This is a genomic window from Streptomyces sp. HUAS 15-9 (genome assembly GCF_025642155.1).
Classification (GTDB): domain Bacteria; phylum Actinomycetota; class Actinomycetes; order Streptomycetales; family Streptomycetaceae; genus Streptomyces.
The window spans coordinates 7,254,075-7,268,377 of record NZ_CP106798.1 but is presented as its reverse complement, the minus strand read 5'-3'; the positions used below and the strand labels follow the sequence as shown (position 1 = coordinate 7,268,377).

Annotated in this window: 11 protein-coding genes; 2 read left to right on the top strand and 9 right to left on the bottom strand. The window is 70.3% G+C overall.

Annotated features, from left to right (window positions below):
* Positions 1-17: 17 nt before the first annotated feature.
* From N8I87_RS33155 to N8I87_RS33140, 4 genes are all read right to left on the bottom strand, one after another.
* Positions 18-1,829 carry a gamma-glutamyltransferase family protein gene (locus N8I87_RS33155; protein WP_263214265.1) on the bottom strand — a complete coding sequence of 604 codons (1,812 nt, stop codon included), beginning with the start codon at positions 1,827-1,829 and terminating at the stop codon, positions 18-20.
* Between the two features lie 52 nt (positions 1,830-1,881).
* A complete protein-coding gene (locus tag N8I87_RS33150; protein WP_263214263.1) occupies positions 1,882-3,321 on the bottom strand; it encodes a gamma-aminobutyraldehyde dehydrogenase in 1,440 nt (479 codons plus the stop codon).
* Positions 3,322-3,339: 18 nt separating this feature from the next.
* On the bottom strand, positions 3,340-3,741 hold the full coding sequence (locus tag N8I87_RS33145) for a YybH family protein (RefSeq protein ID WP_263214261.1): 402 nt from the start codon (positions 3,739-3,741) through the stop codon (positions 3,340-3,342).
* A 77-nt stretch (positions 3,742-3,818) separates the two neighbouring features.
* On the bottom strand, positions 3,819-5,354 hold the full coding sequence (locus N8I87_RS33140; protein WP_263214259.1) for a purine-cytosine permease family protein: 1,536 nt from the start codon (positions 5,352-5,354) through the stop codon (positions 3,819-3,821).
* A 104-nt stretch (positions 5,355-5,458) separates the two neighbouring features.
* On the opposite strand from N8I87_RS33140, the gene N8I87_RS33135 reads away from it, so the two are divergent.
* The gene (locus tag N8I87_RS33135) at positions 5,459-6,910 is read left to right on the top strand and encodes a PucR family transcriptional regulator (RefSeq protein WP_263214258.1); all 1,452 of its coding nucleotides are present in this window, start codon (positions 5,459-5,461) and stop codon (positions 6,908-6,910) included.
* Positions 6,911-6,935: 25 nt separating this feature from the next.
* Here N8I87_RS33135 and N8I87_RS33130 read toward each other — a convergent pair whose 3' ends face one another.
* Positions 6,936-8,186: an erythromycin esterase family protein gene (locus N8I87_RS33130; RefSeq protein ID WP_263214256.1), complete on the bottom strand. Its 1,251-nt coding sequence runs from the start codon at positions 8,184-8,186 to the stop codon at positions 6,936-6,938.
* A gap of 280 nt (positions 8,187-8,466) precedes the next feature.
* Here N8I87_RS33130 and N8I87_RS33125 point away from each other — a divergent pair, with 280 nt between their 5' ends.
* Entirely contained in the window at positions 8,467-9,135 is a 669-nt protein-coding gene (locus tag N8I87_RS33125) for a hypothetical protein (protein ID WP_263214254.1), read from the top strand.
* A gap of 28 nt (positions 9,136-9,163) precedes the next feature.
* Here the strand turns inward: N8I87_RS33125 and N8I87_RS33120 are convergent, their stop codons facing one another.
* The 4 genes from N8I87_RS33120 to N8I87_RS33105 form a co-directional block, all read right to left on the bottom strand.
* The gene (locus tag N8I87_RS33120) at positions 9,164-10,696 is read right to left on the bottom strand and encodes an NCS1 family nucleobase:cation symporter-1 (protein ID WP_263214252.1); all 1,533 of its coding nucleotides are present in this window, start codon (positions 10,694-10,696) and stop codon (positions 9,164-9,166) included.
* 147 nt (positions 10,697-10,843) lie between these two features.
* Complete coding sequence (locus N8I87_RS33115) at positions 10,844-11,863, bottom strand: TIGR03842 family LLM class F420-dependent oxidoreductase (RefSeq protein WP_263214250.1); 1,020 nt, start codon at positions 11,861-11,863, stop codon at positions 10,844-10,846.
* 11 nt (positions 11,864-11,874) lie between these two features.
* Complete coding sequence (hydA, locus tag N8I87_RS33110) at positions 11,875-13,278, bottom strand: dihydropyrimidinase (RefSeq protein ID WP_263214249.1); 1,404 nt, start codon at positions 13,276-13,278, stop codon at positions 11,875-11,877.
* 98 nt (positions 13,279-13,376) lie between these two features.
* Positions 13,377-14,219 carry a nitrilase-related carbon-nitrogen hydrolase gene (locus N8I87_RS33105; RefSeq protein ID WP_263214248.1) on the bottom strand — a complete coding sequence of 281 codons (843 nt, stop codon included), beginning with the start codon at positions 14,217-14,219 and terminating at the stop codon, positions 13,377-13,379.
* Between the last annotated feature and the right edge of the window lie 84 nt (positions 14,220-14,303).

Genomic DNA, 14,303 nt, shown 5'->3' with positions numbered 1-14,303 from the left:
ATAGAGGGGGCCGGTGATCAGCGGCCGACCGCGTATCCCTGCATGCCCCGCGGATTGGCGGCCGCCGAGAGGATGCCGGTCGCCGGGTCACGGGCGACTGCGCACAGCCGTCCTTCGGACCAGCCGTCGGCGACCGTGACGTCGTGGCCGCGCCGCCTCAGCCCGTCGACGACCTCCGGGGCCGTGCGGGACTCGACGGTCACGCTTCCCGGCCGCCGTCCGCGCGGGTGGAAGGAGCCTGGGAAGCTGTCGTTGTGCCAGTTGGGGGCGTCGATCGCGCCCTGGAGGTCGAGGCCGCCGCGGACGGGGGCGCGCAGGGCGACGGCCAGGAAGAAGTGCAGCTGCCACTGGTCCTGCTGGTCGCCGCCGGGCGTGCCGAACGCCAGCACCGGGATCCCGTCGCGCAGCGCGATCGACGGGGTGAGGGTGGTGCGGGGACGGCGGCCGGGGGTGAGGGAGTTGGGCAGGCCCTCCTCCAGCCAGGTCATCTGGAGCCGGGTGCCGAGCGGGAAGCCGAGTTCGGGCACAACCGGGTTGGACTGCAGCCAGCCGCCGCTGGGCGTGGCGGCGATCATGTTCCCCCAGCGGTCGACCACGTCGAGGTGACAGGTGTCGCCGCGGGTGGAGCCGTCCGCGGCCGCCTCGGGCTCGGCCGACGTCCTCGCGATGGTCGGTTCGCCGGCGCCCATCGGGTCGAAGCCGGGCTCGGCGGCGGCCACCACGCGCGCGTGCTCGCTCAGCCGGGGCGCGCGCCCGCCGGGACTGCCGGGGCGCAGCTCGTACGAGGCCTTGGCCCCGACGAGCGCCCGCCGCCCGGCGTTGTAGGCGTCCGACAGCAACTCGCCGAGCGGCACCTCGGCCGCGTCCCCGTACCAGGCCTCCCGGTCGGCCATGGCGAGCTTGCAGCCCTCGATCAGCAGGTGGACGTAGTCGGCGGAGCCGTACGGCGGCAGCTCGGGCGGAAGCAGGGCGAGTTGCTGGAGGAGGGCGGGGCCCTGGCTCCAGGGGCCGGCCTTGCAGAGGGTCCAGCCGTTCCAGTCGTACGTCGCGGGGCTCTCGTAGGCCGCGGACCAGACGGCGAGGTCGGCGGCGGTGAGCGTGCCGGTGTGCCGCTCGCCGCTGGTGTCCAGGGTGGGCCGCGCGGCCTGTCGTACCAGTGCCCCGGCGATGAAGCCGCAGCGCCACACCTCCCGCGCGGCGTCGATCCGCGCCTCCCGGTCGCCCGCCCCCTCGGTCTCGGCCAGCAGCCGCCTCCAGGTGGCCGCGAGGGCGGGGTTGCGGAACAGCTCGCCGGGCCGGGGCGCCTGTCCGCCGGGCAGATACACCTGGGCCGACGAGGTCCACTCCGTCTCGAAGAGCCCCCGCACGCTCTCGACGGTCGCGCCGACGTTCTCCACGGGCGCGTGCCCGTGTTCGGCGTACCCGATGGCGTACTTCAGGACGTCGGCTAGGGACTTGGTGCCGTGGTCGCGCAGCAGGAGCAGCCAGGCGTCGAACGCGCCCGGCACGGCCGCGGCCAGCGGGCCCGTGCCGGGTACGAGGTCCAGACCGAGTCCCCGGTAGTGCGCGACCGTCGCCCCCGCCGGTGCCACGCCCTGCCCGCACAACACCCGCACCTCACCCCCGGCCGGGGCGAGCAGGATCGGCACCTCACCGGCGGGCCCGTTGAGATGCGGCTCGACGACATGCAGCACGAACGCGCCCGCTACGGCGGCGTCATAGGCGTTGCCGCCGTCCTCCAGCACGGCCATGGCCGACTGCGAGGCCAGCCAGTGGGTGGAGGACACCATGCCGAAGGTGCCCTGGAGCGTGGGCCTGGTCGTGAACATAGCGCCTCTCATCTCGCTGTCTACGTACGCCGGCCGCGGCTGTTCCCGGATGTCAGAGCGACGTCATGACGTGCTTGATCCGGGTGTAGTCCTCGAAGCCGTACGCGGAGAGGTCCTTTCCGTAGCCGGACTTCTTGAATCCGCCGTGCGGCATCTCGGCGACGAGTGCCATGTGGGTGTTGATCCACACACAGCCGAAGTCGAGGTTCTTCGACATCCGCATCGCCCGCGCGTGGTCCTTGGTCCACACCGAGGAGGCCGGCGCGTAGTCGACGCCGTTGGCGTACCGCACGGCCTGGGCCTCGTCCGTGAAGGACTGGACGGTGATGACCGGGCCGAAGACCTCCTGCTGGACGATCTCGTCGTCCTGCTTCAGGCCGGAGACCACGGTCGGGGCGTAGAAGTAGCCCTTGTCGCCGACCTGGTGGCCGCCCGCCTCGACCTTGGCGTGCCCGGGGAGGCGCTCGATGAAGCCGCTGACCCTGGCCAACTGGTCCGCGTTGTTCAGCGGTCCGTACAGCACGTCCTCGTCGTCCGGCAGCCCGGTCCTGGTGTCGGCCGCCGCCTTGGCGAGGGCGGCGACGAACTCGTCGTGGACCGACTCGTGGACGAGGACGCGGGTCGCGGCCGTGCAGTCCTGACCCGCGTTGAAGAAGCCGCCGACCACCAGGTCCTCGATCGCCTCGGTCAGGTCGGCGTCCTCGAAGACCACCGCCGGGGCCTTGCCGCCGAGTTCCAGGTGGACCCGCTTGAGGTCCTTGGAGGCGGACTCGGCGACCTGCGTGCCGGCGCGTACCGAGCCGGTGATGGAGGCCATCGCGGGGGTCGGATGCTCCACCATCAGGCGGCCGGTCTCACGGTCGCCGCAGACCACGTTGAAGATGCCGCGGGGCAGTCCCAGCTCCGTCAGGACACTGCCGATGATCCCGGCCATCAGCACCGTGGAGGCCGGGGTGGTGTCGGAGGGCTTGAGGACCACCGTGTTGCCCGCCGCGAGCGCCGGGGCGAACTTCCACACCGCCATCAGCAGGGGGTAGTTCCACGGCGCGACCTGGGCGCAGACGCCGACCGGCTCGCGGCGGACGATGGAGGTCATCCCCTTCATGTACTCACCGGCGCTGCGGCCCTCCAGCATGCGTGCCGCGCCCGCGAAGAAGCGGACCTGATCGATGGCGGGAATCAGTTCCTCGCTGCGGGTGAGGTGCAGCGGCTTGCCGGTGTCCCGGCACTCCGCGGCGAGGAGTTCGTCCGCCCATGCCTCCATCCCGTCGGCGATCTTCAGCAGCGCCCGCTGCCGCACCGACGGTGTGGTGTCGCGCCAGAAGGGGAACGCCCTGGCCGCGGCCGCCATCGCCGCGTCGACGTCCGCCGCGCCCGAGAGCGGGGAGGTCGCGTAGACGTCACCGGTGGCGGGGTTCACCACATCGAGCGTGCGGCCGTCCGAGGCATCGACGGGCACACCGTCGATGTAGTTGCGGAACGTGGTGCTCATGGAACGAGGATCTCCTGGTCAGGCGGCGGGTCGGGCGGACAGGTGCTCGTGGACGGCCGTCCAGCCGCCGTCGTCGGTGCGGGCGAAGACGATGGTCTCCCGTTCCTGGAGGGTCTCCTCGCCGGCGTGGGTGGCGATCCGGGTCTCCACGTCGTGGGTGAAGACGGCGGTGTCGCCGAAGTGCTGGATCAGCTGGGCGGACGACGTGCAGCCGAGGATGCGGAAGCCGTCCTCTTCCACCCACCGCTGCCAGAGCGCGCGGTACTCGGCCGTGGAGCCGAGCCGCTGCACGGTGGTGTGGAAGACGAAGGTCGCGTCGGGGGCGAAGGCGCCGCAGTAGTCGTCGAGTCGGCCCTCGGCGAAGGCGGCGACGAGCGCGCCGGCGGCGGCCCTGATGTCCTGGACGGTGGTGGTGCTCATACGCGGCTCCTGGTCACGGGCGTTCGGAGGCGGGGCCGGAACGCCCCGCCTTCTGTTACGAGGGTGACGGCGAGGGGTCAGTGGGCCACGGCGGGCTCGGTGACGGTCTCCTCGGTGCCGCCGGTGATCGGCGCCACCGGGACGTCCGACGCCCGGACGATGCGGGGTCCGGCCGGCCCGTAAACGGCGCGCGGCTCGGGGAACAGGGTGAGCAGGGCCAGGTAGAGCACGACCGCGAGGCCGAGGCCGACCGGCAGTGAGATGTCCGTGCCACCCGCGAGGTCGCCCAGCGGGCCGACGAACTGGCCGGGCAGGTTGGTGAAGAGCAGCGCCACGACGGCGGAGATCAGCCAGGCGGACATCCCGCGCCAGTTCCAGCCGTGCGTGAACCAGTAACGGCCGCCGCGCTGGCGGCGGTTGAAGACCTGCAGCGCCTCGGCGTCGTACCAGCCGCGCCGGGTGACATAGCCGAGCGTCATGACGATCATCCAGGGTGCCGTACAGGTGATGATCAGCGTGGCGAAGGTGGAGATGGACTGGGCGAGGTTGAGCGCGAAACGGCCGACGAAGATGAACGCGATGGACAGGACGCCGATGAAGAAGGTGGCCTGGACGCGGCTGAAGCGCGGGAAGACGCTGGAGAAGTCGAGACCCGTGCCGTACAGGGACGTCGTGCCGGTGGACAGGCCGCCGATCAGGGCGATCAGGCAGAGCGGCAGGAAGTACCAGCCGGGCGAGATCGCGAGCAGCCCGCCCACGTAGTTGGGGGCTGCCGGGTCGACGTACTTCGTGGCCTTCTCCGCGATGATCGACGCGGTGGCCAGGCCGAAGACGAACGGCAGCAGGGTGGCGATCTGGGCGAGGAACGCGGCCCCCATCACCCGGCGGCGCGGTGCCCCGGCCGGGATGTAGCGGGACCAGTCACCGAGGAACGCGCCGAAGGAGACCGGGTTGGACAGCACGATCAGCGCGGCGCCGACGAACGACGGCCAGAACAGCGGGTCGGAGGTGGAGGAGAAGGCTCCCGCGTAGCCGGGGTCGAAGTCGCCCACGAAGGCGAAGGCGCCGAGCACGAAGAGTGCCGAAGCCGCGAGCACCGCGATCTTGTTGACCAGCAGCATGAACCGGAAGCCGTAGATGCAGACGACCAGGACGAGCCCGGCGAAGATCGCGTACGCGATGCCGTAGCTGACGTCCGACTCGGGTACGTGGGCGAGCCGGTGCGCGCCGCCGACGAGCGCGTCCCCCGAGGACCACACCGAGATCGAGAAGAACGCGATGGCGGTGAGCAGGGAGAGGAACGAGCCGACGACCCGGCCGTGCACACCCAGGTGCGCCGAGGAGGAGACGGCGTTGTTGGTGCCGTTGGTGGGACCGAACAGTGCCATCGGGGCCAGCAGCAGCGCACCCGCGACCAGGCCGAGGACGGTCGCCGCGAGCCCCTGCCAGAAAGAGAGGCCGAAGAGGACGGGGAAGGCGCCCAGCACACAGGTCGCGAAGGTGTTGGCACCACCGAAGGCGAGCCGGAACAGATCGATCGGGCGGGCCGCGCGGTCCTCGTCCGGGATCCGCTCGACGCCATAGGTCTCGATTTCGGTGATCGCGGTCGTCATGGGCGCTCCACCTTCTGTTCATCCAGGGGGACGGTTGCCACAGTGTGCGGCCCGTGCCGACCAGCGACAATTGTGTCGAGCAGGAGACATGTACGCTGTTTTATGTGGCCGGCAACAAACTCACCGTCGGGGACCTGCTCTCCTTCCCGGCACTCCAGCTGTCCGTGAAGGCCGGCCGTGGCGGTCTGGGCCGGTCGGTGTCCTGGGCGCACGCCAGCGAGCTCGACGATCCGACACCCTGGCTCCTGGGAGCCGAGGTGATCATGACGACGGGTCTGGCGGTCCCCCGTACCGCGGCCGGACAACGCGCCTATCTGGAGCGGCTGGACGATGCCGGGGTGTCCGCTCTCGCGCTCTCCGCGCAGCTGCACATGCCCCCGCTGCACGACGCGTTCTTCCGGGCGGCGGAGGAACGGGGGTTCCCCATACTCGAAGTGCCGCTCGCCGTTCCGTTCATCGCTGTCGCCCAGGAGATCGCGGCCTCGATCCAGGAGGACGCCGGGCACCGGCTGGGCGCGCAGCTCCAGGTCTTCGGCGCGCTGCGCTGGCTGGTCGCCGAGGACCTCGACACACCGGCCCTGATGCGCCGCCTCGAAGACCTGTCGGGTTACGACGTCTACCTCTGCACGCCCCAGGGCCGCCCGCTCCTGCCCGGAGTTCCCGCGCCGGACCCCGCTGTCCTGCCCGCTTCCGTCGACGCTCCACCGACCGTCCCCGGCGGATTCGTCCTTCCGGTGCCGGCGCCCGGCGGCCCGGCAGGCTTTCTCGTCGCGTACGAGCGTCAGGGCGCCCAACCCGCGGGGCTCGCCGTCGCCCAGCACATCGCCACCGTGGCGGCGCTGCGACTGGCGATGGTGCGCAACGAACGTGAGACGCTGCGCCGCGAGGGCGCGGAGACGCTGGCCGAACTCCTGCAAGAAGTGCTCGACCCGGAGTCGGCACGCCGCCGGCTCGCCCGCCACGCGATCGAGGGCGACACCGTGCTCCTCGTGGTGCGCCGCACCACCGACGAGGCGCTCCTGCGCTGTCTGGAGGACCATCCCCATCTGCTGCTCACCCGCGGCGAGGACCGCTACGTCCTGGGGGCGCCGGAGCTGGCGGCGGCCATCGGTGGACTGCCTGCCGTGGCAGCCGGGATGAGCCGCCCGGTCCTGCCGGGCGCCGCGCTGAAGGTCGCCCAGCGCGAGGCGCTCTGGGCGGTCTCCAAGGCCGTGGAGTCGGGCCGCCCCGTCGTCCGGTACGGCGACGACTCGACGGGCCGGTGGCTTCCCGACGACCCCGCTGTCCTGACCGCACTGGTCGAACACGTGCTCGGCGACGTCCTGCGCTACGACGAGGCTCATGACTCACAGCTGCTGGTCTCCGCCCGCACCTGGATGGAGCGCGACCGCCGTACCGAGACGGCTGCGGCGGCGCTCCACATCCATCCGAACACCCTCGCCTACCGGCTGCGCCGCTTCGGCGTTCTCGCCGACCGTGACCTGACGTCGACAGGGGCCCTGGCCGAGGTCTGGCTGGCGATCCAGGCGGCGGGGACGCTGGGCCTCACCGACTGAGCGCGGCCGCCCCTGTCCCCTCGTCTCAGGGCAGCGGAGCCGAGGGCGTCGAGCGGGCCACGTACGCCAGCCCGTCGTACTCCTGGGCGAGCACCGTCGGAGTCAGGGACAAGCGGTACGTCACGCGCGGCACCCCGGCGCCGAAGGACCGTACGAACTGGCGGTCCTCCAGCCACTGTGCGACAGCGGGCCGTGCCCGGCCGCCTCGCAGGTCGACGAGGTGATCCTTCGGTGTGACCGAGGCGAGCCGGCCCTCGACCGACCGCGGGCCCGCCGAACCGATGGTGTGCTTCCTGGGCGCGCGCGTCGCGGAGTTCCCGGGGCGGGCGCGGAAGGCGCCCTCGCCGAAGAGCAGGCCGAGGGCGTAGTAGCGCTCCCCGTAGTGGCTTCTGAGGTGTTGCCCCATCGCGGGTACGTCTCCCGCGTAACAACCCGTCATGACATGGCCGTTGTGGGCCCATACGGCCACTTTGCCGGGCGACCGCTCCTCGAGGGAGATAACTTCCTGCGCCATGTACCGGTCCCGGACGGCCAGTGCGCCCGGTTCCCCGCCGTCGCCGCGCGGCGGCCGCGAGGCCACGTCGGCCGCGGCCACGATCCTGTGTGCGTGGGCGAGCGCGTCGTCGACCGTGTCGGCTCCGGCGCGTGCGGCGAGTCCGGCCCGGCCCTCTTCGAGGAAGCGCACAAGTCCCCGCGCCTCGGCTAGGATCTGCCGCCCCGGGCCGGTGAGGGATCCCGGTTTGGCGTCCGCCAGGGTGCCGAGGAGTCCGCCGGTGAGGTCCGCCCGTTCCGGCGCCAGTGTGCGCAGCGCGGCGTCGAGGGCGGTCAGGGAGGGGCCGCAGACCTGCGGGTCGATGCCGACGAACCGCACGGCGCGCTCGCGCGGAACGGACTGGTTGTGCTCCCGCATCCACTCGACGACGTCGAGCACCTCGCGGGTCCGCCAGGTCCAGAAGCCGAGCCCGGCGAGTGCGTCGGCGGCGTCACCGGTGCCGTGCAGCACATAGTCGTCGACGGCCCGCGCGGCCGAGGCGCTGGCCTCCATCGCCAGGGCGGTGCACCCCATTTCCTCGACGAGGAACCGCAGTAATCGATGCTTGAGCCGGAAGAACTCGGCGGTCCCGTGCGTCGCCTCGCCCATCCCCAGAACGCGTACGTCGTCCAGGGTCTCTCGCAACGGCTCCAGGTCACCGTGATCCGGTTCCGACACCTCGGCGCGCGCGTCCCGCAACGGCAGCGCGTTCTCCTTCAGCCACCGCCGCACTTCCTCGCTCATCGTTCATTCCTTTCGCGTCACCTCGTCACGCTGACAACTCGCATGTCCGTCACTGCTGTTCAGCGCCCTCCTCCGGGATCACGAAGCATCTCCGAGCCTAGAACCCGGTGATCCGCCCTTGACGACTTTGAGACAGGGCACACCATCCGCCAGCACTCCAGCGTCACCACGCAGGCACGGAGCGAGTTTTCACTACCGCCTCACAGAGAGTCGTGTGACACTGGCGTCCCGTCCGCAGTGTGGACTCCCTCCGCACCCCCTCCCCCACGAGAAGTGCGCCTTGCGTGATCTTCCTCTGCCGCTTGCTCTGACCGCACGTCTGTCGCCGGTCGCCGTGCTCGCCACGGCAGGCTGGGCGCTGGCGTCCGGGCCGTTCGCCGCGGCACCGGCGGCCGAGCACCGGTCGGACCAGAAGACGGCCACCCAGTCGCCCACCGCCCCCTCGTCGAAGGCGGTGTCGAAGAGCTACGCCGGAGCGCCCGCACCCTGCACCAGCGTGACGGTCAAGACCATCACCTCCCTGGTGCCGGGCGCCAAGACGGCCGGCAAGGAGATCCCGTCGACGGACACGAAGCTGCGCCGCACCTGCTCCTGGAACGCGCTCAAGGGGTACGACTACCGCTGGCTCGATGTCTCCTACGAGATAACCGACTCCGATGAAATAGCGCAGAAGCAGTACAAGGACCGCACCGGGGAGAAAAGCGGCGGAGGGGATGTTCCGGGCCTGGGCGACTCCGCCTATTCCGTGGTGAACGTGACCACGGAGGACAAACAGCAGACGCGCGAGGGCGTGGTGATCGCCCGTGTCTCCAACGCGCTCGTCGTCGTCACCTACAACGGCAGTGACTTCGAGACGAAGAAGGCACCCGACTCGGACGTGATCAACAAGGGTGCCATCAAGGCCGCCAAGGAAGCGGTCGCGACGCTGGAGGGCGGTCAGAAGAGCTGACCGCCCCCGCACGCCGGGCCGTTCGCCGTCAGACGGCGGCCTCCTCCCTCCGGCCGCCGGTCAGCAGCATCAGCGCCAGATACAGCACGAGCGAGGTGCCGAGACCGACCGCCCAGCCGTAGTCGGCCAGGGAGGAGAGCGCCGGAATGGGTCTGCCGTCGATCAGCGGCTTGAAGCTGGCGCCGCCGACGGCCAGCACACCGCCGGTCAGGAAGGCCACGACCGCCCGCCAGTTCCAGCCGCCCGCGTACCAGTAGCGCCCGCCGGAGCGGTACAGGTCGGTGAGGTCGAGGCGGGTGCGGCGCAGGATCCAGTAGTCGGCGATGAGAATGCCCGCGACCGTACCGAGCAGACCGCCGACCAGCCCGAGCCAGGTGAAGATGTAGCCCTGCGGGTCGGAGTACAGCTTCCAGGGGAAGATCAGCACGCCGAGGACGCAGGTGGCGAGCGCGCCGGTGCGGAAACTGATCCTCCGGGGCGCGATGTTGGAGAAGTCGAACGCGGGCGAGACCAGGTTCGCCGCGATGTTCACGGACAGCGTCGCCACCAGGACGGTGACCAGGGCGTACAGCAGACCCACCACGTTGTCGGTCTTGGCGGCCAGCTGGACCGGGTCCCACACCGGCTTGCCGTACACGGCCTGCGAACCGGACGTGACCAGCACGGAGAGGAAGGCGAACAGGGTCATCGTCGTCGGCAGACCGAGGGCCTGTCCCCACGTCTGCGCCTTCTGGCTCTTGCCGTAACGGGTGAAGTCCGGGATGTTCAGGGACAGCGTGGACCAGAAGCCGATCATGCCCATCAGGGACGGCCAGAACAGCTTCCAGAACTCCCCGCCCCAGCCCAGCCGGGAGGGCTGGTCGAAGAGGGGTCCGACGCCGCCCGCCTTGTCGCTCATCCAGGCCAGCATCACGAACGCACCGACCAGCACGAAGGGCGCGGCCCAGTTCTCGAAGCGGCGGATCGTCTCCATGCCCCGGTAGATGATCGCGACCTGGATCGCCCAGAAGATCACGAACGACAGCCACATGGTCCAGGCGTAGCCGCCGATCGTCGAGGCGCCCGTCCAGCTGTCGCCGATCAGCTTCCCGGCCAGGAAGTAGATGGCCTCGCCGCCGATCCAGGTCTGGATGCCGAACCAGCCGCACGCCACCAACGCCCGTACGACGGCAGGGAGGTTGGCGCCGCGGACGCCGAAGCCGGCGCGGGCGAAGACCGGGAAGGGGATGCCGTACTTCGGTCCCGCGTGCCCGGTGAGCAGCATCGGGACCAGCACGATCAGATTGGCCAGGGCGATGGTGAACACGGCCTGTTTCCAGTCCATGCCCACCGCGATGAGCCCGGAGGCCAGGGTCCAGGAGGCCGTGTTGTGGGCCATGCCGACCCACAGCGCGGAGAAGTTGTACGTGGTCCAGGTGCGCCGCGCGACGGGGACCGGGAGGAGGTCCTCGTTGGCGTACGGGCCGCTGGGCTGCGGCGCACCGGGGGCGATCTCCACCCGGCCGTCGGCGAGGGTGACTTGAGCGGTCAACGGTATCGCTGTGGGAGCGGTGTCGGTCATGGGCAGGCCAATCGGAGAAGGTGGGACGGGAGAGGCCGTGCGGGTCCGAGGGGGGTGCGCGCCCGATGACGCGGGAGCGGGGAGCGCCCTTGGCCCCCTTCCCTGGATAGCGGGAAGGGGAGATCGCGGGGAAGGGGAAAAGGACGGTCAGCCGTTGAGGGCCGGGATCACCTGCGCGCCGTAGGCGTCGATGGTGGTTTCCTGTGCGTCGTGCATGTCGTACACCGCGAACTGGTCGACACCCAGCTCGCGCAGTGCCTCCAGCTTCTCGATGTGCTTCGCGGCCGGCCCGATGAGGCAGAACCGGTCGACGATCTCGTCGGGCACGAACTCCGTGTCGGGGTTGCCGCTGCGCCCGTGGTGCGCGTAGTCGTACCCCTCGCGTGACTTGATGTAGTCGGTGAGTTCGTCGGGCACCTGGGCGGAGTGCTCGCCGTACTTGGAGACCAGGTCGGCCACGTGGTTGCCGACCATTCCGCCGAACCAGCGGCACTGGTCGCGGGCGTGGGCGAGCGCCTCGGGCGAGTCGTCCTCGGTGACGTACGCCGGGGCGGCGACGCAGATCCTGACCTCGGACGGGTCGCGTCCGGCGGCCACCGCCGCGTCTTTCACCGCCTTGACCATGTACTCGGTCAGATAGAGGTCCGCCAGCTGGAGGATGAACCCGTCGGCCTCCTCACCGGTCATCTTCAGGGCCTTGGGGCCGTACGCGGCCATCCACACGGGGAGTTCGGCGCCCGGCTTGATCCACGGGAACCTCACCACCGTGCCGCCGAGGTCGGCCTCGTCGCCGCGGCCCAGGGCGCGGATGACCTTCATGGCCTCGCTGATCCGGGCGAGGGTGTTGGGCTTGCGGCCCGCGACCCGCATCGCCGAGTCTCCGCGGCCGATGCCGCAGACCGTGCGGTTGCCGAACATGTCGTTGAGGGTGGCGAAGGTGGAGGCGGTGACCTCCCAGGTGCGGGTGCCCGGGTTGGTGACCATCGGGCCGACCGTCAGCTTCGAGGTGTTGGCGAGGATCTGGCTGTAGATCACGAACGGTTCCTGCCACAGCACGGCGGAGTCGAAGGTCCAGCCGTAGGTGAAGCCGTTGCGCTCGGCCCGCTTCATCAGGCTGATGACACGGGAGGCCGGCGGGTCGGTCTGCAGGACGAGTCCGAAGTCCATGTGCGCCACTCCTAGTTGAGGTACTGACAGGTGGAGCGCGGGGTGTAGACGCCGTGACCGGCGTGTCCGGTGTACTCCCGCTCGGTGATGACGAGTTCGCCGCGCGAGAGCACGCTCTCCACGCGGCCGGTGAGGCGCCTGCCCTCGTAGGCCGAGTAGTCGACGTTCATGTGGTGCGTCTCGGCGGACACGGTCTGCTCGGCGTGCGGGTCGTAGATGACGATGTCGGCATCGGCGCCCGGGGCGATGGTGCCCTTCTTCGGATACATGCCGAACATCCGGGCCGGGGCGGCGCAGGCGATCTCGATCCAGCGGCGGCGCGAGATGTGCCCGTCGACGACGGCCTGGTGGAGCAGGTCCATACGGTTCTCCACGCCCGGAAGACCGTTGGGGATCTTGGAGAAGTCGCCGCGACCGAGCTCCTTCTGGCCCACGAAGCAGAAGGGGCAGTGGTCGGTGGAGACCACCTGGAGATCGTTGGTGCGCAGCCCCTTCCAGAGCTGGGCCTGGTGCTCCTTGGGCCGCAGCGGGGTGCTGCACACGTACTTGGCGCCCGCGAAGTCGGGTTCGGCCAGGTTGTCCGTGGACAGGAACAGATACTGCGGGCACGTCTCGCCGAAGACGTTCAGCCCCTCGTCACGCGCCCGGGCCAGCTCGGCGACCGCCTCCGTCGCCGAGACGTGGACGACGTACAGGGGCGCCCCGGCGACCTGGGCGAGCCTGATCGCACGGTGGGTGGCCTCCGCCTCCAGGAGGGCCTTGCGGACCTCGCCGTGGTAGCGCGGGTCGGTCTCGCCACGGGCGAGGGCCTGTTCGACCAGGACGTCGATCGCGATGCCGTTCTCGGCGTGCATCATGATCAGTCCGCCGTTCTCGGCGGAGCGCTGCATGGCGCGCAGGATCTGGCCGTCGTCGGAGTAGAAGACGCCCGGGTAGGCCATGAACTGCTTGAAGCTGGTCACCCCCTCCTCGACGAGGAGGTCCATCTCCTTGAGCGTCTCCTGGTTCACGTCGGAGACGATCATGTGGAAGCCGTAGTCGATCGCGCAGTTGCCCTCGGCCTTGGCGTGCCAGGTGTCCAGGCCCTCGCGCAGGGTGTGGCCGACGCTCTGCACGGCGAAGTCGACGATCGTGGTCGTACCGCCCCAGGCGGCCGCCCGGGTGCCGGTCTCGAAGGTGTCGGAGGCGAAGGTGCCGCCGAACGGCAGCTCCATATGGGTGTGGGCGTCGACCCCGCCCGGGATCACATACTTCCCGGTGGCGTCGATGACCCTCTCGTCGCCGAACGCCTCGGCGGCCGGGGTGCCGGAGACGGCGAGGGCGGCGATGCGGCCGTCCTCGATCAGGACGTCGGCGTGGATCTCGTCGGACGCGGTGATGACGAGACCGCCTCGGATGACGGTACGGCTGCTCATTGTCCCTCTCCTGCCGTGTTCGACACTGGTGGTGTGGTGCAGGTCGGTCCCGCCGGTCCGGCCCCCCCGTGCACCGGACCGACGGCCGTGCGGGCCGGTTACGGAGCGGTCAGCGGGCCGTACGCGTCGGGACGGCGGTCCCGGTAGAACTGCCAGCGGTCGCGGACCTCGCGGAGCTTGGCCAGGTCCAGGTCGCGGACGACGAGTTCGGTCTCCTTGTCGCTCGCCACCTCGCCGACGAACTGGGCCTCCGGGTCGACGAAGTAGGTCGTGCCGTAGAAGTCGTTGTCGCCCAGGTCCTCCACACCGACCCGGTTGATCGCGCCGACGAAGTACTCGTTGGCCACGGCCGCCGCGGGCTGCTCCAGCTGCCACAGATAGCGGGACAGTCCGCGCGAGGTGGCCGACGGGTTGAAGACGATCTCGGCGCCCGCGAGGCCCAGGGCGCGCCAGCCCTCCGGGAAGTGGCGGTCGTAGCAGATGTAGACGCCGATCCGGCCGACGGCGGTGTCGAAGACCGGCCAGCCGCTGTTCCCGGGACGGAAGTAGAACTTCTCCCAGAAGCCGGGGACCTGCGGGATGTGGTGCTTGCGGTACTTGCCGAGGTACGAGCCGTCCGCGTCGATCACGGCCGCGGTGTTGTAGAGGACGCCCGGCTGCTCCTCCTCGTACATGGGCAGGACGAGGACGATGCCCAGTTCCCTGGCCAGCGCCTGGAAACGCTTGACGATCGGCCCGTCGGGGATCCGCTCGGCGTACTCGTAGAAGGCCTTGTCCTGCACCTGGCAGAAGTAGGGTCCGTAGAACAGCTCCTGGAAGCACAGGACCTGAGCACCCTGCGCGGCCGCGTCGCGGGCCGCCTGCTCGTGTACCTGGATCATCGATTCCTTGTCGCCGGTCCAGGCGGTCTGGAAGAGGGCGGCACGGATCACTCTGCTCATCGGGACCTCCGGTCGCTCGGTGTCTGAGGAGCGTAGAAAGACCGGAAGCGGGCTTTGAGTTGCAGCGTGTCACGTCTGCGGGCG